The organism is Streptomyces sp. NPDC048441, assembly GCF_043200235.1.
Lineage (GTDB): Bacteria > Actinomycetota > Actinomycetes > Streptomycetales > Streptomycetaceae > Streptomyces.
In genome coordinates this window covers 647,780-669,187 of record NZ_JBICXM010000002.1, presented here as the reverse complement: position 1 = coordinate 669,187, position 21,408 = coordinate 647,780, and the positions used below count along the sequence as shown (strand labels likewise).

The window sequence follows — 21,408 nt, the reverse complement described above, 5'->3', positions numbered from 1 at the left end:
TGGGACTTTCGGCCCAGTCCACCACTGTCCACAATTCGGACTCTCATGTCTCACTTGACGAGACGTAGTGATGTGGGTCACTAAGCGCGCGCATCTCCCCTATCCTGCTGTCCTGATACGGGACAAGGGGGAGCTCTCGTGTGGGGGCAGATATGGGTATGGCTGTCCGCCGGGGCGTTGGCCGTCCTCGGGGTGCTGGCCGCGGCGATCACGGGTGTGCTCAAGGATGCTTTCACGGGCGGCCTGAAGGCGCTGCCCAGCAGGCTCCTGTTCGCCTGTGGCGGGGAGCGGCGCTTCCTCAGGCGGTACGCCGACGATCTCCACGCACGGCATCACGAGATGCCGATCCCCTTCGCGGTCTCCTCCGGCCCCGACGTGAAGATTTCCGTCGCTTCTGTATACGTCCCCTTGCGGGCGGCCGAAGGCTTGTCCCCCCGCGGCCCGGCCGGCGCCGAAGCCCTGGGGTGGGAGGAGGTGGACGCGCTCCTCGCCGAGGGCAGCACGGTGGTCGTCTGCGGCGATCCCGGCGCGGGCAAGAGCATGTACCTCAGGCGCGCGGTGCTCGCGTGGGCGGAGGCGAGACGTGCGGACGCCGCGGTACGCGATGGCCGCGACGGTCGTGGTGGGCGGGCGCGGCGCCGCAGCGGGCAGCGTGCGAGCAGGCGGGCCGAGCGCGTTCCCGTACTCCTGGAACTGCACAAGCTGAAGCCCGGCGCGCTCGACGTCGTAGACCTCCTCACCCAGCATCTCGCCGGCCTCGCGGGCCCCGGCGTGCCCAGGCGCTGGATCGAGAAGCGGCTGCTCGCCGGTCGCGTCACCCTCTATCTGGACGGCCTCGACGAGGTGTCGGCGGCGGCCCGGCACGACGTAGTGCACTGGATCAAGGACGTGGCGCAGCAGTACCACAGATCAGGAATGCTCGTCACCTGCCGCACGGCCGCCTACGCCGGGCACCGGGAGCATCTGAAGGAGGCCGTCGACCGCTCGCTGGCCATCCAGGAGTTCACCGATCTCCACATCCATCAGTTCCTGCGCGGCTGGCCCTGGCCGGAGCGGACGGCCCCCGATTCCGTCGAACGGCTGCTGAGGGCGCTGGCGGAAGCCCCCAGGCTGATGTCGCTGGCCCGCAATCCGCTCCTCCTCACGGCGATCGCCTACCTCTACAGCTATGTGTATCCGGACACGGACAAGGAGCTGCCGCGCACTCGGGCGGAGTTCTATCAGCAGGTGTCCGACGCCTTTGTCGACGACCGGGGGCGGCAGGCCGATTTCGGCACCGACCTCAAGCGCGCGGTGCTCTGCCACGCCGGCCTCAAGGCCCAGGACGCCCTCGCCGAATCGGCCGGCCACCGGGATGCAGACGGCGGCGTGGGCCGTGAGTTCTCCGCCGGGGTGCTCCTCGAGTGGGTCGCGGAGGTACTGGAGCGGCAGCACGAGGAGCAGAACAAGGCCCAGAGCGTGATCGACGAGATCTACGTACGGAGCGGCCTGCTCAGCAAGATCGAGAACGGCCGCTACTACCAGTTCGCCCACATCTCCCTCCAGGAGTATCTCGCCGCCGAGGCGCTCGCCGACGACTGGCCGGCGCTGCTCGCCCGCTATGACACCGACGCCGAGCGATGGCGGGAGACGGTCCGCCTGTGGTGCGGCGTGACCAGACGCGACTGCTCGCCGATGATCAGGCACCTGCGGGCGCGTGATGAACTGCTTTCGTTCCAGTGCCTCGCGGAGGCGCGGTACGTGGACGATGACCTGATCCAGGAGATGGTGCGCGACGCGGGCGAGCGTCTCGGATCGGGCGGCGGTTCGGAGCGGGGTCGGGCGCTGGAGGCGGCCCTCGGCGTCGCGGCCACCGGCCCGGCGTCCAGGGCGGACGCGGTATTCGCACTCCTTGGGCCACTTGCCGCCGACCCGGCCACCCCGGACGCCGTACGCTGCGCCGCGATCCGCGCCCTCGCCGCCACGGCCTCACACCGGGCGGCCTGCCTCCTCGCCCCGCTCCTCGACCACCACTTGCCCCGTAACCACCACGCGACGGCGGCGAGCGACGGGCTGGCGAGCATGGGTGACATCGCGGTGCCGGCGCTGCGGGAAGCCGCGCTGGGCGGCAGCGGGCCCGCGGTCGACGCACTCGGGACGGTGGGGACGGGCCGGGCGGCGGTGGCGCTGGCGCAGGTCATGTACGAGACCGAGGCGGTGGACGAGAGGCTGCGCAGGCAGTGCGCCGTCAAGCTCGGCGGACTGGTGGAGGAACGGGAGGTACAGGAGGCGCTGCGGGAGTGGACGGCTCCGGAGATCGAAAGCCGGGACTTGCACGACGCGTGGAGCCCCTTCGCCGAGCGACCCGACGACGCGCTCACCTCGGTGATGGGGCGGGTGGCCCGGCTGGTCGGCAGCGCCTTCGCGGCAGGGGAGCTGCCTGCGAGCGCGAGGCTCGACGCGCGGCTTGTGGCGGCGCTGCTGCTCCTCGATGGAAGTGGCGTGGACGGCGCACTGACGGCGTCGAGTTCAGGTACCGAGGCTCAGGTGCGTGAGTGGGCGAGGCGGTTGAGGAGACCTGATTTCACCTTCTACGACGATGACAGCCCCCTGCACTTCGTCCGCGAGGTGATCGACCACGCGATTGCCCCTTTTGCCCACCTGGCAGAGGAAGAGCAGAACGATCTCTACGACCTGTGCCGTCGAGTACTGACCCCGCCGGGCGGGGAGGCCGAGGATCTGCTGCACATGATCGACAAGCTTCCGGTCAGGGAACGTCTGCTGGCGCTCGGCTTCCGGTGGCTAGGGCGGCGGGTCGACCCGCAGCAGTGGGCGACCTGTGTCGACCCGCCTCAGGATGTCGACTACGACTTCGACGCAAGCTGGCATTACCGGCTCCTCTTCGGCCTCCTCATCGCCGTGTCGGCGGTCGCGGGGGTCCGCGCGGTGCTCGCCGCATCGACGGTGGACCGGTGGGGGCCGCCGTGGTTGGGCTGGGCGGCCGTCGGCGCGATCATCGGGGGCTGGATCGCCCTGTGGCTGGGCGAGGCGTTCGACGAGCCGGACGAACTCATCCTGGCGACTGTCCCCTTCTTCACCAGCTACGGATACGGGACTCCCAGCGACGGGGAAGACTGGCGGCAGTTGGTCAGCGGCCTTGTGTTCGGACCGGCCGCGGCGGTGTACGCCTTCGTCGGCTGGTCGGACTGGTGGGGGACCGGCGCCGCGATCGCGGTGTCCGTGGCAGTGGTCGCCGTCGGCTCCGCCGCGGTGCTGCGAGGCCTGGTCCGCGGCCGCAGGGCACGTCGGGGGGCCGACAAGACGCGCCGCGTCGCACACGAGGTCGTCACCGAGCTGCGTCGGCGGGCGGGCACGGGCACGGTGACGGCGTAGCGCGGCGAGGTGGCCTGGCCCGCCTCGCGCGGCCGGGCCACCGCTCTGGCCTCCGCTGAGCGCTCCGCTGGAAGTACCGCGAGGTGCTGTCGATCATCTACGGCGCCGTCGTGGCTGGTCGCGCAGTTCCCCGCGCCCCTTCAAGGCGCTCCCGGACCGCAGCGGACTTCGCCGGACCTGCTCAGGCCCCGGGCCAAGGCCCAGGCGTAGCCACATCCCGCTCCTGCTCGACCTTCGTATCGAAAAGCTTGAAGCCACGCCGCAGATAATTGTCCATGGCGTGCTCCCCATCCTTGGAGCACGTGTGCAGCCACACCCGCTTCGTGGGGGCGAGGTCCGCCCACCGCTCGGCCAGATCCCACGCCCGCCGCACCCCGTACGACAGCAGATGCCCGCCGATCCGCCGCCCCCGGAAGGCGGGGATGAGCCCGAAGTACACGATCTCGACGACGCCCTCGTCCTGAGCCGCCAGTTCCACGTACCCGGCGGGTGTCCCCTTCTCGTACGCGACCCAGGTCTCCACGCCCGGCTTCCCGAGCTCCTCCTGCCACTGTGCGTAGGAGAGGGAGAGCCGGTCGGTCCAGCGGATGTCGCCGCCGACGGAGGCGTACAGGAAACGGCTGAACTCGGGGGAGGGGATCTCGGCCCGCGCGATCCGCACGTCGTCGCCCTCGGGGGCGGCTGCGGGCAGCAGATCGGTGGGAGCGGTCTGCTCCAGGGACCAGGTGGTGACAGTGAGGCTCATGCGGGTCAGCGAATCACGCGCACGACACCCTGGCCAAAGTGGTCCGGGATGCGGGAAGATCCCGCAGCACTCAGCAACCACCCCCCGCATTCTTCTAGATGGAGGATGTCCCATGGACCGCCGCACACCCCGCGGCCTGCTCGCCGCGGCCACCGTCACCGTGGCCCTCGCGACGCTCGCCGCACCCGCTTCGGCCTCCGCCGATCCGCAGGCCCGCCTGTTCATGGTCAATCCCGTCCAGTCGTCGGGGGACCAGACCCTCGCCGACGCCAAGGACTCCGCCACCTCGGTCCCCGAGTCGGCCTACGCCACCGCCGCCCTGCGCAATCTCGACTCCAGTGGCGGACTCTCCGGGAAGTGGGCGTATGTCAGATCGGAGACCGGCGCCTCGGCCAAGAGCGCTGACGCCGGGACGTACACCCGCCACGACGACCAGTTCGAGCAGGTCATGGCGTACTTCTGGGTCAATGAGGCGCAGGAGTACTTGCAGAGCCTCGGCTTCGGTACCGAACTGCCCGGCGCGAACGACCGGGCCCAGCCGGTCCGCATCAATCAGTGGGGCGCCGACAACTCCTTCTTCACCGACAAGAAGGCCGAGATCCGCTTCGGCAAGGGCGGCGTCGACGACGCCGAGGACGCGGAGGTCGTCGTCCACGAGTACGGGCACGCCGTCCACCACGCCCAGGTGCCCGGCTTCGGCACCTCCCTGGAGGCGGGCTCGATTGGTGAGGCCTGGGGCGACTACCTGGCCGTGTCGGTCGGCGCGTACGCGGACGCCAAACACAAGTGGCCCGCGAAGGCCGACCTCGCCTGCGTCGCCGACTGGGACTCCGTCCCGTACTCGGACGCCCCGCACTGCCTGCGCCGCGTCGACAGCGACAAGACGTACGCCGACAAGGTGGGGGAGGTGCACGCGGACGGTGAGATCTGGTCCCGCGCGCTCTTCGACATCCGAGGCGCGCTCGGTGCCCGCACGGCGGACCGCATCATCGTCAACGCCCAGTTCGGCTTCGCGCCCGACACCAGCTTCAAGGACGCGGCCCTGACGACGATCGCGACCGCGCAGAAGATGTACGGCAAGAGCGCGGCGGACGCGGTGCGGGCGGCGTTCCAGGCGCGGGAGATACCCGGCGTGTGAGCCGATGCGTCCTGCTGCCGGGCGGCTCCAGGCCACTCCCCGGCAGCAGGACCGGGCCGTCCGGAAGGCGGCGGCGAAGCAGTGAGAAGCCTCAAGGCTCCGGCACCCTCCGCGCCTCCCGCACCGCGGGTGCCGTCGAATGCGGCAGCAGATGTGCGGGGTGCTCGGGAAGGATCACGTCCACGTCCACGTCCTCCGGGAAGCGGTAGGGGCGGTGGGCGATGAGCCCGCCCAAGTAGCGGCGTACGCGCGAGACCTCGGCCCGGACCGTCACCGTGCGCCCCGGGTCGCCGAACATCTCCCCGGCCAGGCCCGAAGCGCTGCGCCCCTTGCGCTGGGTGCTCAGGAGGTAGAGCAACTCGGCGTGCCGCGGGCTCAGTTCATGGGTCCAGTCGCCCGCGCCGCCGCCCTCGACGGTGACCGACCAGCGGCGCTGCCCGCTCAGGTCCAGGACGACGCGGGTCGCGGGGAGCGGCCGCGGCTCCTCCTCGACGCGCAGCAGCCAGCCGCCGGGCAGCGGCTCCACCGTGCAGGTGCCGAGCGCGGGCAGCCAAGTATGCCCGGCGGTGAGGGACTTGGGCAGGGAGAGCCGGTCCGTCGGCGGCATTCCCGTGACCGCCGCCGACCAGCCGTGGGGGTCCACCACGATGGCGCGCCCCTCCATCCGGGCCAGGACCGGCGCCGCCACCGTGCGCAGCCGGTCGAGCGCCGTCAGATGGTTCTCCCGCAGCCGGGCCTCGGCGAGCTTGGCCACCGAGTCGACCAGGGTGAGCATCGCGGGATGCACGGTGCTGAGCGGGCCGCTGACGTCGACCACGCCGAGGAGGCGGCCGTCACGCGGGTCGGAGATGGGCGCGCCCGTGCACGTCCACGCGTGGTGGGTCTCCACGAAGTGCTCGGCGGAGAACACCTGCACGGGGCGGCGCACGATGAGCGGCGTCCCGATGCCGTTCGTACCGACGACGCTCTCGCCCCAGTCCGCGCCCAGTTCGAAGCCGAGCGAGTCGGCCTTGCGCAGCACGGTGGAGTCGCCCTCGCGCCACAGGACCCGGCCCTCCGCGTCACAGACGACCATGATGTGGTGCGCGGCGTCCGCCACCGAGACGAGCGCGTCCCGCAGCATGGGCATGATCTCGGCCAGGGGCGAGCTGCGGCGGCGCTGCTCCAGCTCCTCGATGCTGAGCAGCCGGGACCGGAAGTCGTGGTCCGGATCGACTCCGTCGAGCAGCATCCGCCCCCAGGACTCCTCGATCACCGGACGCGGCAGCACGCGTGGCCGCCGTCCGGCGAGGGCCGCGTGGCGGACACCCGCGAGCAGTCTCGCGGCCTGCGCGCAGTCCATGGCGGCAATCCTCGCGAGGTTGATCGTCGAAGTCGCGTTCATCACTGGGTCCTTCCCGAGCAGAGCCAGTGCATCGGGGCATCTCTTCATCGTGCCCCCTTGGCGCCCGCAAGGGTATTGGTTCGGTAATGAACAGTTGAGTTGCAACCGTCTGCAACTCTCGCGAACAGCCGTGCGGTGCTCGAAGCTGGTGCCGACGCCGTTCGCGCGGCGTTCACGCTCCTCAACGGGGCTTGTAAGCGGGGGTGGTGCCGTGTCGGCGCAGCACCACCCCCGTGACTTCACTCCCGCGGAGCCGCCCGCTCCACCACTGACGCCAGGTCAAGGCTGTGCGGCAGCGTTCCGAACGCCGAGCCCCAGTCCCCGCCGAGCCGCGAGGCGCAGAACGCGTCGGCCACCTCCGCGGGCGCGTACCGCACGAGCAGCGAGCCCTGGAGCACCAGCGCCATCCGCTCCACGAGCCGGCGCGCCCGCGCCTCGATGCCGTCCAGATCGGCCAGTTCGGTCAGCAGGCCCTTGATCGCGCCGTCCAGACGGTGATCGGCGCCGCGCGCCAGGCCGACCTCCTGGAGGAAGGCGTTCAGCGCCTGCGGCTCCCGTTGCAGGGCACGCAGCACGTCAAGTGCCTGTACGTTGCCCGAGCCCTCCCAGATCGAGTTGAGCGGCGACTCGCGGAGCAGCCGCGGCATCCCCGACTCCTCGACGTACCCATTGCCGCCGAGCACCTCCAGGGCCTCCACCACGAGCGGCGTGCAGCGCTTGGTCACCCAGTACTTCGCGGCGGGCACCGCGATCCGCAGGAACGCCCGCTCCTGCTCGCTCCCGTCGTCGTACGCCGCGGCGAGCCGCAGCGCGAGCGTCGTGGCCGCCTCCGACTCCAGGGCCAGATCCGCGAGGACATTGCGCATCAGCGGCTTGTCGATGAGTTTGCCGCCGAACGCCTCGCGGTACGTGGCGTGGTGCACGGCCTGTGCGACGGCCTGCCGCATGATCGCCGCCGAACCCACCACGCAGTCGAGCCGCGTCGCCGCCACCATCTCGATGATGGTGCGCACCCCGCGCCCCTCGTCCCCGACCCGGCGCGCCCACGTCCCGTCGAACTCGACCTCACTGGACGCGTTCGACTTATTGCCCAGTTTGTCCTTGAGCCGCTGAATGGCGAAAGCGTTCCGCGTGCCGTCTTCGAGCACCCGAGGCACGAGGAAACAGGTAAGTCCCTCATCGGCCTGCCCGAGCACGAGAAAGCCGTCGGACATCGGTGCGGAACAGAACCATTTGTGCCCCGTGAGTTCATAGGCACCTTCCTCCGCGAGGGCCCGCGCACGTGTCGTATTCGCGCGTACGTCACTCCCGCCCTGTTTCTCCGTCATGCCCATCCCGAAGAGCACGCCGGCCTTCTGGGAGGCGGGCCGAAGGCCTTCGTCGTAGACAAGAGAAGTCAGCCGGGGCTCCCACTCGGCGGCCAGCGCGGGATCGGCCCGCAGCGCGGGCACCGCCGCGTGCGTCATCGAGAGCGGGCAGCCGTGCCCCGCCTCGACCTGGGTCCACACCAGGAACCCGGCCGCGCGCCGCAGATGACCGCCAGGACGCGACCAGGCGGCCGTCAGGCCCGACGACACCGCCTTGCCGAGCAGCCGGTGCCACGAGGGATGGAAAGCGACCTCGTCGATACGATTCCCATAGCGGTCATGGGTGTGCAGAACGGGCGGATTCTCATTCGCGAGGAACCCCCATTCCCGCGCCTGGGCCGAGCCCGCCGTGCGCCCGAGTTCGGAGAGTTGCTCCCGCGCGGTACTGAGAAGGGCGGGATCGAGATGCCGTTCGACTCCCTCGGTGAGAACGCGGTCGGACGTGAAGACGTCATATCCCACCAGGGGCGGAGCCTGGTTGGTCACTGTGTGGGTGCTGGCTGCCATGCCGCTACGGTAAGGAGGTGCACCAGGCAAAAGAAACACCCGGGAGGCCGTCGGGCCGCTGGAACCGGGCCCGCGCTCTCTACAGCAACGTCTCCAAGCGCAGGACTGCCTGGCTGCTGCTCAAAGACACGGTCAACTCGTGCATGGAATACCGGATCCTGGGACTCGCGGCCGAGGCGGCGTTCTTCACGCTCCTGTCGGTGCCGCCGCTGCTCCTCAGCCTGATCGGTCTCCTCGCGTACGTGGACCGGTGGACGGGCGCGAACACGATCGCCAGCGTCGAGAACAACATCCTCGAGGCGTCCCGCACGGTCCTCTCCGACAACGGCGTACGACAGATCGCGCAGCCGATACTGGAGGACGTCATGCGGGTCGGCCGTCCCGACGTCATCTCGATCGGTTTCGTCTTCGCCCTGTGGTCGGGCTCGCGCGCCGTGAACGTCTTCATCGACACGATCACGGTCATGTACGGCCTGGACGGCGCACGAGGCATCGTCAAGACCCGGCTGCTCGCCTTCGGCCTCTTCGTCGTGGCGCTGCTCATCGGATCGGTCGCGCTGCCGCTGATGGTGGCGGGCCCGGACGCGGTGGTGAAGCTGGTGCCCGGCTCCACGACGGTGGTGCAGGTCCTGTACTGGCCGGTGGTGACACTGCTGTCGGTGGTGTTCCTGACGACGCTCTACCACGTGTCGGTGCCGGTCCGCTCGCCCTGGGTGGAGGACATGCCCGGCGCGCTGATCGCCCTGGGCATGTGGGTCCTCGGCAGCTTCCTGCTCCGCATCTATCTGACGAGCACGGTCGAAGGACCCACGATCTACGGTTCGTTGGCGGCGCCGGTGGCCGTGCTGTTGTGGATCGGCGTGTCGGCGTTCGCGGTGCTTGTCGGCGCGGCGGTGAACGCGGCCATCGACCGGGTATGGCCCTCCGTCGCCACGGCCGCGGCACGGGCCGCGAATGACCGGATGCGGGAGGCGAGAGCGGTGGAGGTGGTCGCACGGGCGGCCGCCGCGCGGGAGGCTTCCTCGGATCCCGATGATCAGGACATGCCGTCCGAGTTTCCGGAGCGGTGGTCGCGTTTTCTGCCGCCGGATGATGTCTCTTCGCGGTTGCGGACGCATGTGAAGAAGAGCGGGGGGCACGGGCATGGGCACGGGCATGGGCACGGGGGGACGCCGCCGGAGTAGCTGGTCCCCACGACACGGTGAGAGCGGGCGCCCCGTCCAACGCCTCCGCTAGGACCGCGTCGCCCTCCCGCACTCGTCCCCAGAGGACTTGCCCCGCCCGACCGGCGTGCTGCGGTCGTACGGGTCGATCTCCGTGCCGGCTTCGTCCGCCCGGCGGTCCGTGCCGAAGGGCGGGGTGAAGTAGCCCGTGGGGGCGCCACAGCCGCCGTTGGTCATGTCGTATTTGTTCGAGACGATCGAGAACGTGCCCGGCTCGGTGATCACCTTGGCAGGGTCGTCCCAGCTCAGGACCAGCTCGCGCCGGACTATCGTGCGCACGATCTCGTCGTCGTCGCCCGCGTCCGCGCGGGTGACCGGGTAGACGAAGGTGACGTCGGCGGTCACCTGGAGCGCGCCGCGCTCGCCCTCCCGGTAGGTGAGCCGGCCCCGGGTCTTCACGACGTCGCCGACCAGGCGGGTGCGGGAGGGCTGGAAGCGGCTGAAGAGGAGGAGGGGGTCGCTCTTCTCGCTCGGGGTTCGGAAAGCGGTTCTCAGGAGGGCTTGGACGTCCTTCTGGTGCGGGTTGATCAGTGCGATCGCCTTCTCGGGGCGCTCGCCCCGCAGCACCCCGCGGTCCAGGCTGGACGCGACGAAGAAGTCCCGGCTGCGGCCGAGTGCCCGCTCGACATCGGCCGCGCTCATCCAGCCGACCGCCCCGGCCTTCGGCACGGTGATCCCCGCCGCTCCGCTCGCCCAGCTCGCCGCCGGCGAACCGCGGAACGGCTTGTCCATGGTGGGGCGTTGGGCCGCCTCCGCCGGGGGTGCCTGGGTCGGGCGGGCGGTCTCGGCCGCCAGCGGCGGGGAGTCAGGGTCGTCGCCGGCGAACAGGTTCACCATCCGCCCCGGCGCGAGCGCCACCACGAGCAGCGCCAGCGAGGCCAGCAGTCCGACCACGTACCAGCCCGTGCGCCGCTTGGGCCGCGCGGGCGTGTGGCCGCGCCAGCCCTCCGGGCCGCGGCCGGGCTCCGCGCGCAGCCGCTTTGCCACGTCGCGGGCTCGCGCCGACGGCTCCTTGGGCGAGTCGACGGCACCCGCCACCGACTCGCGCAGAAACCGCTCCCACTCCTCGTCGGACCTTGACGAGCCGTCCGGCTCCGTACCCGCACCCATCCCCAACCCCAACCCCTTGGCAATCAGTAGACCCGCGGCCGCCCCCTGGGACGCGCCCGCATCATGCCACAGCGCGCTGACAGCGAGACTGGCTGGTCGGACGGTGTGGCACGCCGCCCGGAAGGGGTGGGGCCGGGGGAAAATCACGCCTTCCAGACCCCCGCCTCCGCCTGCTCCCGAGCAAACTCGGCGAAATCACGAGGCGCCCGCCCCAAGACCTCCCGCACCCCCGCGGAGAGGTACGCGTTGCGGCCGTCCAGATTCGTCTCGAACAGCTCGATCAGGAACTCCGCCTCCTCCGCCGGAACCCCGTACTCCGCCAGCGCGCCCCCGTACTCCCGAGCGGAAACGGGAACGTACCGGATCTCCCGCCCCGCAGCCGCCGAGATCTCCCCCACCGCGTCCCGGAAGGACAGCAGACGCGGACCCGAGATCTCCAGGACCTGCCCCGCGTAACCCGATTCGGGGCGAAGCACCGCCACCACCACATCCGCGATGTCCCGCGCGTCGATGAACGGCTCGAGCACCTCCCCGGCAGGGAAGACCAGTTCCCCGGCCCTCATGCCGTCGAGCAGCGGGCCCTCGCTGAGGTTCTGGGCGAACCAGCTCGCCCGTACGACGGTCCACCGCGCCCCGGACTCCCGCACCGCCCGCTCAGTGGGCTCCGCCTGATCCTCGCCCCGCGCGGAAAGCAGCACGAGGTGCCGCACCCCGAGCTCCACCGCCCGCCGGGCGAACGCGCCCACCGTCTCGCTCGCGCCGGGCGCGCCGACGTCCGGCATGTACGCGAGGTACGCCGCGTCCGCACCCCGCAGCGCGTCGTCCCACGTCGAGGGGTCGTACCAGTCGAACCGCACCGCGCCAGACCGCGAAGCGGCCCGCACGGTGAACCCGGCCGCATCGGCGGCCTCCGCGACCCGGCGTCCGGTCTTGCCCGAAGCCCCCGTGACCAACACCGTCATGTTCTGCGTGTTCAACGCGTTCTCTGTCATGCGTCCCAGTCAACTGCCGCCCGCCACAAGGAGCCATCCGCCAGGGACTCACCCCCATACGCGTGCGTCTACGCTTCCGGCATGGACGTACTCGCCGACTTGCTTGAGGGCCCCCGCGCGCGAGGAGCCTTCATGATCCGCGCGTGCTTCGAACCGCCCTGGTCCGTCCGCATCGCGGATGAAGCGCCCCTCTCGGTCATGATCATGGTGCGCGGCACCGCGTGGATCCTGCCCGAGACAGAGACAGAGACAGAGGCGGGGACAGGCGAACCCCAGCTGATCCGACCCGGAGACGTCGCCATCGCGCGCGGCCCCGAGCACTACGTCGTCGCCGACAAGCAGGGGACGCCGCCCCACGCCGAGATCCAGCCCGGCCAGCGTTGCGTACCCCTCGGCGGCGCTCCGGTCGGGCAGTACCGGGATCTGGGGCTGCGCAGCTGGGGCCAATCGCTCGACGGTGCCACGGAGATGCTGATCGGGACCTATCAGGCGCGAGGCGAGATCACCGGGCGGCTGCTCACCGCGCTGCCCCCGCTCCTCGTCCTGCCCACCGAGGTGTGGGACTGCCCGCTCACCCCGCTGCTCGCCGACGAGATCTCCAAGGACGAGCCGGGGCAGGACGTCGTGCTCGACCGGCTGCTCGATCTGCTGATGATCGCTTCGTTGAGGGCTTGGTTCTCGCGGCCGGAGGCCGAGGCGCCCGCCTGGTACCGGGCGATGGGCGATCCGGTCGTCGGGCAGGCGATCCGGCTGCTCCAGGACGATCCGGCGCACCCGTGGACGATCGCCGCGCTCGCGGCGAAGGCGGGGGTCTCGCGGGCCGCGCTCGCCCGGCGGTTCACCGATCTCGTGGGCGAGCCGCCGATGGCGTATCTGACGGGATGGCGGCTCGCGCTCGCCGCCGATCTGCTGCGGGACAGCCAGCAGACGATCGGCGCGATCGCCCGCCGCGTGGGGTACGGCAGCGCGTTCGCGCTGTCCAGCGCCTTCAAGCGGGTGTACGGGGTCAGCCCGCAGGATCACCGCTCGCGGGTGCCGTAGGCGTCGAACGGCGTAGCGTGGGAAGCGTGTCGTACGAGACTGTCGAGTACGCGGAGCGGCCATCCCGCGTTCCGGGCGCGGTCCTCTGGACCCGCACCGGCGGCGGTGCGGCCGGGCCCGTGTACCCCGTCCTGCCCGACGGCTGCATGGACCTGCTGTGGACCGGCGGCAGGCTCCTCGTCGCGGGACCCGACACCCGCGCCTACCGCCCCGCTCCCGAAGTGGCCGCCCGCTACGTAGGCATCCGCTTCTACCCCGGCACCGCCCCCGCCTTCCTCGGCGTACCCGCGCACGAGCTCCGTGACCGGCGCGTCGAGCTGGCCGACGTGTGGCCGTCCGCCGAGGCCCGCCGACTCACCGAGCGGATGGACGCGGCCCGCGACCCGGCGGCCGTCCTGGAGTCCCTCGCCCTGGCGCGCGCGGGCGAGGCGGAGCCGCCCGACCCGCTGCTCGCGCACGTCGTCGAGGCGCTGGACGCCGGGCGGAGCATCGCGGCGACCGCCGAGGAGGCGGGCATCAACGCCCGTCTCCTGCATCGGCGTTCACTCGCCGCGTTCGGCTACGGCCCCAAGACGCTGGCCCGCGTCCTACGGCTCCAGCGGGCCCTCGCGCTGGCCAGGGACGGGCTGCCGTTCGCGCAGACCGCCGTCGTCGCGGGCTTCGCCGACCAGGCCCATCTGGCGCGCGACGTCAAGGAGTTGACGGGTGCGCCGCTGGGCGAGCTGCTCAGCCAGTGAGCGGTGCGAACAGGTCGATGCCGTTCCCGTCCGGGTCGAGGACCGACGCGTACCGCTGGCCCCAGAAGGCGTCCCACGGCTTGAGCTCACCGCGATATCCGGCACCGACCAGCTCCTCGTACGCCGCGTCGACGCCCTCGGGGGTCTCGCAGTGGAACGCGAGCCCGATGCGGCCCGCGCTCCGCGGCGGCTCCCAGTTCTCGACGAAGGAGCGGACCGTGTCCTCCGTGTCGAACGCGATGCGCAGCCCGCCGGGGAGCGCCGCCTCGACATGCGGCTGATCCTCGGAACCCTCGGGGAAGTCGAGGCCCAGGCGGCGGTAGAAGGCGAGTGTGGCGGCCATGTCGGAGACGACGATGCCGACCAGGTCGAAGCGGGGCGTGATGTTGGTGCTCGTGTTCGCATTCGTGTTCATGCTTCGGAGCGTAGGCAGCCGCTCCCCGCCCGTCTTGAAGAAAACGGACGCCGCGCCACTCCTTGCCGCCGCCCGCATACAGCCGTAGATGTGCAGGGACAGCATCCTCAGGGCGACACGGGAGATGACCGCCATGTCCGCCATACCCACAGCCACCGACCTCGGCAAGCACCCGGTCAGCCCGGTGCGTCTCTCCACCGAGTACGACGCAGCCCTGTCCCGCTGGCTCTGGCTGGTGAAGTGGCTGCTCGCCATCCCGCACTACATCGTGCTGTTCTTCCTGGGGATCGGCTTCCTCATCGCCACCGTGGTCGCGTTCTTCGCCATCCTGATCACCGGCAGCTATCCGCGGGCGCTGTTCGACTACAACGTCGGTGTGCTGCGCTGGAGTTGGCGCGTCGAGTACTACGCGTACGGATCGCTCGGCACCGACCGCTATCCGCCCTTCGCCCTGCGCGACGTCCCCGACTACCCGGCCCACCTGGACATCGCCTACCCCGAACACCTCTCCAGGGGGCTCGTCCTCGTCAAGGGCTGGCTCCTGGTGCTTCCGCAGCTCCTGGTGGCCGCGCTGCTCGCGGGCGGCTACCGCTTCAACGGCGGCCTCGCCGGGCTCCTGACCCTCTACGCGGGTGTGTCCCTGCTCTTCACCGGCCGCTACCCCCGTGGCATGTACGACCTCAACATCGGTCTGCACCGCTGGGTCGCGCGCGTCCTTGCCTATGGCCTGCTGCTCACGGACGTGTACCCGCCGTTCAGGCTTGATCAGGGGGAGCGCGAGCCTCTTGGCTGACTGTCCCGGTCCGCGAATCCTCGCTACGGTGGGTGCCATGGACTTGCCGAGCGACAACCGACTGGCGGCTGCCGTCGTGGTGCACCGCGGGCGTGTGCTGCTCGTGCGGCGCAGCGAGACCGAGCGGTTCCTGCCGCGGGTGTGGGGCGTTCCCTGCGGGAAGCTGGAGCCGGACGAGAGCCCACTGGACGGCGTGCTGCGGGAGCTGAAGGAGGAGACCGGGCTGCTCGGCGAAGTGGCGCGCAAGGTCGGTGAATCGTCCTTCGTCAGTCAGTATCGCGGGCACGAGGTCAAGAACTGGCAGGACAACTTCCTTGTCAGGCCGCTCAGTTTCGAGGTGTCGCTGCCGCAACCCGACCAGGACCACCGCTGGCTCGCACCGGCCGACCTCGGCACGGTCGAGATCGACGACTACAACCTGGACATCGTGCGGCAGGCGTTCCCCGGCGTCACCGGCTGAGCAGTTTCGCCAGTGACTCCAGCTCCGCCAGATACTCCGGCACCTCCATCGGCCGCTTGACGACCGCCTCAGCCCGGCCGTCCGCGCCCGCGCCCGCGCCGTCACCCGCCTCGGCGAACACGTCCGTGTACCGCCGCCGCCCCGCACCCGTCTCCAGGAACAGCGTCACCGCCGTCTCCGGCGAAGCGCACCACGCGCGGTGCAGGGCGTACGACGGCAGGCCGTAGCCGCTGCCCGCTCCGTACTCCGCGGTCTGCGTGAGCCGAAGGCGCGCAGGGCCCGCCGGTTCAAGGAGCCAGTCGCCCTCCCCCTCCGACAGGGACTCCCGGTACCAGGACGCCACGAGCCCGCCGTCACCGGAGTCCGCCGCATCGCCCAGGGGTTCGTACAGCTCCATGCCGAGCGTGCCACGCACCACGTAAGAGGCAAGCGGCGAGCGGTGGTTGTGGATGTCCTCGCGGCCCGCCGTCCGCGCTCCGGGGTGCCAGATGTGGGCGCGGAGCATGTGCTGCGGACCGCCGTCGACCAGTAGCAGCTTGTCGAAGCCGAGGACATGGCGGTACGAGAGGAGTGCGCACCCCGATGGATCACCGACGCCCGCCGCGAGCTCGCGCACCAGGGCCGGGAGCCGTTCGGGAGAGCCGAGTTCGGCGACGGCCTCGCGTGCCGCCCGCACAAGGCGCTCCTCCGGCAGCGCGTCCAGGGTCCCTTCGAGGAGACGCCGGGCCCCGTGCACGTGCCGTCCACCCATGCGGTCAGTCTCCCCCTGGTCGCGAGCGCGCCGCCGGGGGATCGGATCACCTGCCCGGCTGATACATCCATACGGCATGTGCCCGCAGCGCCGAAAGGCCTTGATAGGTCATCCACAGCGGGCGGCCGAGATCGTACCCGTCCCAGTTCCATATCCCGTCGTCCTGCTGGCGCCACACGGCGCCGACCGCACCGGACACCAGTGCGTGCCACGCCTCCTCGCGGCCCTCCTCCGACGCGATCTCCCAGGCGGCCGGCGTGAGCAGCGCCCGCATCATCCACGCGCCGGTGAAGTGCCTTACGGAGAGCACCTCTTGGCGCCAGGAGTCGACGGGGTGCGGGCGGCGCACCTCCTCCTGGGTGTTGCGCAGATCGGCGCAGTCCTCGTGCTCCGGCGCGGGGCAGGCGAGCAGCCAGCGGATGCCGTCCTCGCGGGCGGCACGCGTGTTGTTGTCCTCGCCGAGCACGCGGGCGGCGCGGTCGAGGGCGACCACCGCCTGCGCGGTGTGCACCGCGGAGGGGCGCGTGGTGGGAGTGCGCAGGGCAGGGCCCCAGCAGCGCCGGTGCTCCCGCAGGGGATCGGTGACCGTCCTGTCGACGAGTTCGGCCCGCAGCCGTGCGAGGTCGGGGGAGTCCGGCGCCGCGCGCAGCAGGCCGCGCAGCATGGTGGTCACCACATGGGTCCTGCCGAGCCCGGACGGTTCGAGCTCCTCGGTGAAGCGTGCCGCGCACTGCGCCGCCTCCTCCGCGAGGCGCACGGGATCCGCGCCCGCCCGCGCGAGCGCTCCGAGCACCAGGGCGGTCACCTCGGGGCGTGGCGTCGAGCCCTGTGAGCGCGCGGCCCAGCCGCCGTCCGTGAGGCGGAGCCGCCACAGGGTCTCCACCAGTTCCGAGGCCCGCAACCTGCCGTCGGTCACGCCGAGTTCGAGCACGATGTGCAGTCCGTACGCGGTGCCGGTCGGGGTGGGCCGCACCGGCGTCGTCTGCTCGTCGAGTGCGTGCGCCCAGCCGGTCAGGAGGCCGCTCTCCGGGGCGTCGAGCGTGGCGAGTTCGGTGGTCAGGGTGGCGTACGTGGCGGCGGCGAGCCGCGGGAAAGGGCCGGGCGTCGCGGCGTTCCCCGGGGCCGTCGGGGCAGCAGGGCGCGTGGCCGGGCCGGCGCCCGCCCTGGCCCGGATCAGCGCGGCGGCCAGCCAGGCGGCGACGCCCGTGCCGATGCCGCTGACCGCTGCGATGCCATAGCGGGCGGTGTCGCCGGAGATCGCGTCCGGCAACACGCCCACCAGGGACTGGAACACCGCGTACCCCGCGGCGGCGCAGCCGAAGCCGCCGAGCCAGCCGACGAAACGGCCGGGGCGCGAGTCGTCCGGCGGGGGAGGAGGAGTGGGTGGCGGTCTCAACGGGCCGTGGCCCAGCCGTGGTTGTGACATGGGGTGCTCCCTCCCCCCAAGGTGGCACGTGGTTCGACGATGACTTCCAGTCTAGTGCTGAGTCACCGGAAAACCCCGGTCAGGGCGAGTTGGCCTCCCGATGAGAGAAGGTGAACGAGAACTCGGCCGGAGCGGCGCGGAGTTCGTGCTGTGGCAGCACCCCGGGCCCGCAGGACTGCGAGCCGATGCCGTGCTGCCCGTGGTCGAGATGGACCCATACCGTGTCGCCCGGCGTGAGGTCCGTGCGGTGGGTGGCCGCGTCCAGCTGCTCGGTCGTCCAGCGGCGCGCCGTGAACCAGAAGGCGGGATCGCCGACCACACGCAGCCCATCGCCGTTGAAGTCCGTCCGCAGTTCGGCCCAACGGACGTCCGCTCGGGCTCCGTTCTCCTGCGGGCGGACGTACGGGGTGTGCATCCGGTCGACGGGCATGAGCCAGTTGCCGGTGACGGACGCCTCGGACGTGTCCGGATACGCCTCGTCGGGGCCGCCGCCGAACCAGTGCGCGTACCCGTACGCGGCGGGCAGCCCCAGCCGGACGCCGAGCCGGGGCAGCGGCACCGTCCACTCGCCCTCGGGCACCACGGAGACCGCGAGGCGCAACCGCGTGCCGTCGGACGTCCAGCGGTAGACGGTGCGCAGCCCGATGTCGCGCGAGGCGGGCGCCACGCGGGTGCGGACGGTGAGTGAGTCGTCCGTCAACTCCACAGCCTCCAGCCGATGTCGCATCCGGTGCAGGCCGAGCTCGCGCCAGCGGACGCCGTTGCGCTGCCCGTCCTGCCAGGACGCCCCGTTGTCGTTGTCGGTGGGAGCCCGCCAGATGTCCAGGCGCGGGGCGCTGGACAGGGGGATGCCGCTCAGGGTGTGCAGCTGGCCGGTGCGGGAGTCGAAGGTGCCGGGGCCGAGCGTAATGAAGTCCCCGTCACGCAAGGGCCGTTCACCGGTGGCGGCACGAACAGCGGGACGTGGCGTGATCGGGAACTCGGCCCGCGCGACGCCGTGGTCCAGCTTCGTCCAGTTCGTCTCGACGCCCACCATCGCCGTGAGATGCAGGAAGGTCTCGGCCTCGCGGCTCGCCGACGGTGGCTGAGGCAGCTTCAGTTCGACGGATTCACCGGGGCCGAGCTCCGGCGGCACGGCCAGCCCTCCGGCCTCGGACGCCGTGTCGTCGTCGCTGATGTACGTCCACGAGAAGGACAGCTGCGACAGGTCCGCGAAGTCGTGCAGATTGGTGACCCTGACCGTGCCCGCGTCCGCGTCGTACGCGAAACGCACGGGCTGGATGACCCGCTTGTAGTCCTGGAGCCCCGGCGACGGCAGCCGGTCGGGGAAGACCAGGCCGTCGCAGACGAAGTTCCCGTCGTGCAGTTCCTCGCCGAAGTCGCCGCCGTAGGCGTAGCCGAGTCGCGGGTGCTCGATGCCGTGGTCGATCCACTCCCAGATGAAGCCGCCCTGGTTGCGCTCGTGCGCGTGGAACAGCTCCTGATACTCACTCAGGCCGCCGGGGCCGTTGCCCATCGCGTGCCCGTACTCGCAGAGAATGAAGGGGAGTTGGCGGCGCGACCCGGGTCCGTCGTCGTCTCCGTCGTTGTCCGCCCGCAGGCCGATCCGCTCGACCTCGGCATGGTCGGCGTACATGCGCGAGTACATGTCGGTGTCCGCGCAGGTCCGGTCGCCCTCGTAGTGGATGAGGCGGCCGTCGTCCCGTGCGCGGATCCAGTGGGCCATGGCGGTCAGGCCGCGGCCCGTCCCGCACTCGTTGCCGAGGGACCAGATGATCACCGAGGGGTGGTTCTTGTCGCGCTCGACCATGCGGGCCGCGCGGTCAAGGAGGGCCGGGGTCCAGCGGTCGTCGTCGACGGGGTTGTCGCGCCACCCCTGCTCGGTGAAGCCGTGGGTCTCCAGGTCGCACTCGTCGATGACCCACAGGCCGAGCTCGTCGCAGAGGTCGAGGAAGGCGGGATGCGGCGGATAGTGGCTGGTGCGGACCGCGTTGATGTTGTGCTGCTTCATCAGCCGGACGTCGGTGATCATGGTGCCGAGATCGAGCGCGCGGCCCGTCTGAGGGTGGAACTCGTGCCGGTTCACGCCGCGGAACAGGATGCGGCGGCCGTTGACCTTGATGAGCCCGTCCTCGACGGCGACCGTGCGGAAGCCGATCCGCAGCGGGACGCGCTCACCGGCCGTGGCAAGGACCCCGTCGTACAGGCGTGGCGTCTCCGCCGTCCACGGCTCGACCGGCACGGTCACGGACTCGCCCGTCGCCACATCGAGGCCGAGCTCGGGCACGGTGACCCGCCCGTCCACGTCCGAGTCGACCCGCAGTGTCCCCGCCCCCGCGCGGTGGTCGTACGAGGCGTGCGTGAAGAAGTCGAGCACGCAGCCCTCGGGGCGGTGCAGGAGCGTCACGTCACGGAAGATGCCCGGCAGCCACCACTGGTCCTGGTCCTCCAGATACGAACCGGACGACCACTGGTGGACACGGACCGCGAGGACGTTGCCCGACGGCTTCACGAGATGGCCCACCGCGAACTCGTGCGGAAGCCGTGAGCCCTTGAACTCGCCGAGTTCCGTGCCGTTCAGCCAGACGCGGGCGCAGGACTCGATGCCGTCGAAGCGGAGCACGCCGCCGCCGGTCGCGGGCCAGTCGTCCGGCAGGTCGAAGGTGTGCAGGTGGTCGCCGGTCGGGTTCTCGGTGGGGACGCGGGGCGGGTCGACGGGGAACGGATAGACCACGTTGGTGTAGATGGGCGCGCCGTGGCCCTGCAGCACCCAGTGGCCGGGCACCGCCACGGTGTCCCAGGCCCCGGAGTCGTACCCGTCAAAGGCGAAGGAGTCGTCGGCGGCATCAGCGGTAGGGGAGAGCCGGAAGCGCCAACTTCCGTTCAGGGAGAGGGAGATGGCATCCGATCGCGCGTACCACGCGCGGGGCGGGAGGCTGCCGGTGCCGGGGGATACGTCCTCGAGGTAGGGGAGCTCCATGGGTTCCATCAGACAGCGGGGACATGGGACGTCACAACACTCTCGCGGTGGGGGTTGTTGGACTCTCGGTGAGCGAGTTGGACGGATGGCGAAGCTGCTGCGGATTTCGTCGTACGTAGCCGTGGTGACGTCAGTAATTCGTTGAGGCATGGCAATTTGGTCGCGATATCGGTAGCTTGCGGAGGTGTGACCACTAGCCAGCAGCAGAACAACGCCAAGCCCCTGCCGTCGCCCCTGCCCGGCACGCTCCCGGAGACCGGCCGCACCCGGCACAGTCGCCTGCGCGAGCAGGGCAGCCTGGACCGTGCCGACCTCGAGGCGATCCTTGACGCGGGGTTCCTCTGCCATCTGGGCGTCGTCGTCGACGGGCACCCCATGGTGGTGCCGACCGTCTACGGCCGTGACGACACCCAGCTGTATCTGCACGGCTCGGTCGCGAGCCGCAGCCTGGCCGCCGACCCCGGCGCCACGGTCTGCGTCACCGTCACCCACGTCGACGGCCTGATCCTGGCCCGCTCGGTCTTCGAGCACGGCGTCAACTACCGCAGCGCGATGATCTACGGAGTACCGCGCAAGGTCACCGACCCGGACGAGAAACTGGCGGGCCTGCGCCTGCTCACCGAGCACGCGACGCCAGGCCAGTGGGACTACGCCCGGCGCCCGAGCCGCAAGGAACTCGCCGCGACGACGCTGCTCGCCCTCTCCCTGGAGGAGGCGTCGGTCAAGACGAGCGTGGGCCCTCCGGACGACGGCGAAGGGCCGGACGCCGGGCTCGGAGTCTGGGCCGGGAACCTTCCCCTGACGGCCAGTTGGGGCGCCCCGGTCGCCGACCCGCTGCTCCCGCCGGACATCGCGGTCCCGCCCCACATCGCCGAGCGCGGCGGGACGCGGCACGGCTGAGTCCGGTCAGAGCAGGGGCGACGCCGTCAACCGTGAGCGCGCCTGCGATGCGAGCGCCAGGGTCTCG

General features: G+C 71.0%; 17 protein-coding genes. 8 read left to right on the top strand and 9 right to left on the bottom strand.

What is annotated here, in order from left to right:
• Positions 1–138 precede the first annotated feature (138 nt).
• Positions 139–3,372 (top strand): NACHT domain-containing protein, encoded by a 3,234-nt coding sequence (locus ACGFSB_RS07250; RefSeq protein ID WP_393395358.1) that lies wholly within the window; start codon positions 139–141, stop codon positions 3,370–3,372.
• Positions 3,373–3,553: 181 nt separating this feature from the next.
• Here the strand turns inward: ACGFSB_RS07250 and ACGFSB_RS07245 are convergent, their stop codons facing one another.
• On the bottom strand, positions 3,554–4,117 hold the full coding sequence (locus ACGFSB_RS07245; RefSeq protein WP_393395355.1) for a GNAT family N-acetyltransferase: 564 nt from the start codon (positions 4,115–4,117) through the stop codon (positions 3,554–3,556).
• Positions 4,118–4,229: 112 nt separating this feature from the next.
• Here ACGFSB_RS07245 and ACGFSB_RS07240 point away from each other — a divergent pair, with 112 nt between their 5' ends.
• A complete protein-coding gene (locus ACGFSB_RS07240; protein ID WP_393395352.1) occupies positions 4,230–5,255 on the top strand; it encodes a M36 family metallopeptidase in 1,026 nt (341 codons plus the stop codon).
• A gap of 91 nt (positions 5,256–5,346) precedes the next feature.
• Here the strand turns inward: ACGFSB_RS07240 and ACGFSB_RS07235 are convergent, their stop codons facing one another.
• Both ACGFSB_RS07235 and ACGFSB_RS07230 read right to left on the bottom strand, forming a co-directional pair.
• Entirely contained in the window at positions 5,347–6,639 is a 1,293-nt protein-coding gene (locus tag ACGFSB_RS07235) for a GAF domain-containing protein (protein ID WP_393395349.1), read from the bottom strand.
• 239 nt (positions 6,640–6,878) lie between these two features.
• Positions 6,879–8,513: an acyl-CoA dehydrogenase family protein gene (locus ACGFSB_RS07230; protein WP_393395347.1), complete on the bottom strand. Its 1,635-nt coding sequence runs from the start codon at positions 8,511–8,513 to the stop codon at positions 6,879–6,881.
• A 17-nt stretch (positions 8,514–8,530) separates the two neighbouring features.
• Between ACGFSB_RS07230 and ACGFSB_RS07225 the strand changes: the two genes are divergently transcribed.
• Complete coding sequence (locus tag ACGFSB_RS07225; RefSeq protein ID WP_393395344.1) at positions 8,531–9,697, top strand: YihY/virulence factor BrkB family protein; 1,167 nt, start codon at positions 8,531–8,533, stop codon at positions 9,695–9,697.
• Between the two features lie 48 nt (positions 9,698–9,745).
• Here ACGFSB_RS07225 and ACGFSB_RS07220 read toward each other — a convergent pair whose 3' ends face one another.
• Positions 9,746–10,846 carry a hypothetical protein gene (locus ACGFSB_RS07220; RefSeq protein WP_393395341.1) on the bottom strand — a complete coding sequence of 367 codons (1,101 nt, stop codon included), beginning with the start codon at positions 10,844–10,846 and terminating at the stop codon, positions 9,746–9,748.
• Between the two features lie 143 nt (positions 10,847–10,989).
• Positions 10,990–11,838, bottom strand: a complete 849-nt coding sequence (locus ACGFSB_RS07215) for an NAD(P)H-binding protein (RefSeq protein ID WP_393395339.1) — start codon at positions 11,836–11,838, stop codon at positions 10,990–10,992.
• A gap of 81 nt (positions 11,839–11,919) precedes the next feature.
• Here ACGFSB_RS07215 and ACGFSB_RS07210 point away from each other — a divergent pair, with 81 nt between their 5' ends.
• Together ACGFSB_RS07210 and ACGFSB_RS07205 are read left to right on the top strand one after the other, a co-directional pair.
• On the top strand, positions 11,920–12,879 hold the full coding sequence (locus tag ACGFSB_RS07210; protein WP_393395337.1) for an AraC family transcriptional regulator: 960 nt from the start codon (positions 11,920–11,922) through the stop codon (positions 12,877–12,879).
• A gap of 26 nt (positions 12,880–12,905) precedes the next feature.
• Complete coding sequence (locus tag ACGFSB_RS07205; RefSeq protein WP_393395334.1) at positions 12,906–13,616, top strand: DUF6597 domain-containing transcriptional factor; 711 nt, start codon at positions 12,906–12,908, stop codon at positions 13,614–13,616.
• Here the strand turns inward: ACGFSB_RS07205 and ACGFSB_RS07200 are convergent.
• Positions 13,606–14,031, bottom strand: a complete 426-nt coding sequence (locus ACGFSB_RS07200; protein WP_393395331.1) for a VOC family protein — start codon at positions 14,029–14,031, stop codon at positions 13,606–13,608. The two genes, ACGFSB_RS07205 and ACGFSB_RS07200, sit on opposite strands and share 11 nt — an antisense overlap.
• A gap of 133 nt (positions 14,032–14,164) precedes the next feature.
• On the opposite strand from ACGFSB_RS07200, the gene ACGFSB_RS07195 reads away from it, so the two are divergent.
• Together ACGFSB_RS07195 and ACGFSB_RS07190 are read left to right on the top strand one after the other, a co-directional pair.
• Positions 14,165–14,824, top strand: a complete 660-nt coding sequence (locus ACGFSB_RS07195; protein ID WP_393395328.1) for a DUF4389 domain-containing protein — start codon at positions 14,165–14,167, stop codon at positions 14,822–14,824.
• 37 nt (positions 14,825–14,861) lie between these two features.
• Positions 14,862–15,284, top strand: a complete 423-nt coding sequence (locus tag ACGFSB_RS07190; protein WP_393395326.1) for an NUDIX hydrolase — start codon at positions 14,862–14,864, stop codon at positions 15,282–15,284.
• On the opposite strand, the gene ACGFSB_RS07185 is transcribed toward ACGFSB_RS07190, so the two are convergent.
• From ACGFSB_RS07185 to ACGFSB_RS07175, 3 genes are all read right to left on the bottom strand, one after another.
• A complete protein-coding gene (locus tag ACGFSB_RS07185; RefSeq protein WP_393395323.1) occupies positions 15,274–16,035 on the bottom strand; it encodes a hypothetical protein in 762 nt (253 codons plus the stop codon). The two genes, ACGFSB_RS07190 and ACGFSB_RS07185, sit on opposite strands and share 11 nt — an antisense overlap.
• Positions 16,036–16,081: 46 nt before the next feature.
• Complete coding sequence (locus ACGFSB_RS07180) at positions 16,082–17,461, bottom strand: hypothetical protein (RefSeq protein WP_393395320.1); 1,380 nt, start codon at positions 17,459–17,461, stop codon at positions 16,082–16,084.
• Positions 17,462–17,540: 79 nt separating this feature from the next.
• A complete protein-coding gene (locus ACGFSB_RS07175; protein ID WP_393395317.1) occupies positions 17,541–20,441 on the bottom strand; it encodes a glycoside hydrolase family 2 TIM barrel-domain containing protein in 2,901 nt (966 codons plus the stop codon).
• A 186-nt stretch (positions 20,442–20,627) separates the two neighbouring features.
• Between ACGFSB_RS07175 and ACGFSB_RS07170 the strand changes: the two genes are divergently transcribed.
• Positions 20,628–21,341, top strand: a complete 714-nt coding sequence (locus ACGFSB_RS07170; protein WP_393395315.1) for a pyridoxamine 5'-phosphate oxidase family protein — start codon at positions 20,628–20,630, stop codon at positions 21,339–21,341.
• Positions 21,342–21,408 lie beyond the last annotated feature (67 nt).

Bases quoted from the DNA above. Each gene is read 5' to 3' on its own strand.
- ACGFSB_RS07245 (WP_393395355.1), bottom strand. From the start codon at position 4,117: ATGAGCCTCACTGTCACCACCTGGTCCCTGGAGCAGACCGCTCCCACC.
- ACGFSB_RS07240 (WP_393395352.1), top strand. From the start codon at position 4,230: ATGGACCGCCGCACACCCCGCGGCCTGCTCGCCGCGGCCACCGTCACC.
- ACGFSB_RS07235 (WP_393395349.1), bottom strand. From the start codon at position 6,639: ATGAACGCGACTTCGACGATCAACCTCGCGAGGATTGCCGCCATGGAC.
- ACGFSB_RS07230 (WP_393395347.1), bottom strand. From the start codon at position 8,513: ATGGCAGCCAGCACCCACACAGTGACCAACCAGGCTCCGCCCCTGGTG.
- ACGFSB_RS07220 (WP_393395341.1), bottom strand. From the start codon at position 10,846: ATGGGTGCGGGTACGGAGCCGGACGGCTCGTCAAGGTCCGACGAGGAG.
- ACGFSB_RS07215 (WP_393395339.1), bottom strand. From the start codon at position 11,838: ATGACAGAGAACGCGTTGAACACGCAGAACATGACGGTGTTGGTCACG.
- ACGFSB_RS07210 (WP_393395337.1), top strand. From the start codon at position 11,920: ATGGACGTACTCGCCGACTTGCTTGAGGGCCCCCGCGCGCGAGGAGCC.
- ACGFSB_RS07200 (WP_393395331.1), bottom strand. From the start codon at position 14,031: ATGAACACGAATGCGAACACGAGCACCAACATCACGCCCCGCTTCGAC.
- ACGFSB_RS07195 (WP_393395328.1), top strand. From the start codon at position 14,165: ATGTCCGCCATACCCACAGCCACCGACCTCGGCAAGCACCCGGTCAGC.
- ACGFSB_RS07190 (WP_393395326.1), top strand. From the start codon at position 14,862: ATGGACTTGCCGAGCGACAACCGACTGGCGGCTGCCGTCGTGGTGCAC.
- ACGFSB_RS07185 (WP_393395323.1), bottom strand. From the start codon at position 16,035: ATGGGTGGACGGCACGTGCACGGGGCCCGGCGTCTCCTCGAAGGGACC.
- ACGFSB_RS07180 (WP_393395320.1), bottom strand. From the start codon at position 17,461: ATGTCACAACCACGGCTGGGCCACGGCCCGTTGAGACCGCCACCCACT.
- ACGFSB_RS07175 (WP_393395317.1), bottom strand. From the start codon at position 20,441: ATGGAGCTCCCCTACCTCGAGGACGTATCCCCCGGCACCGGCAGCCTC.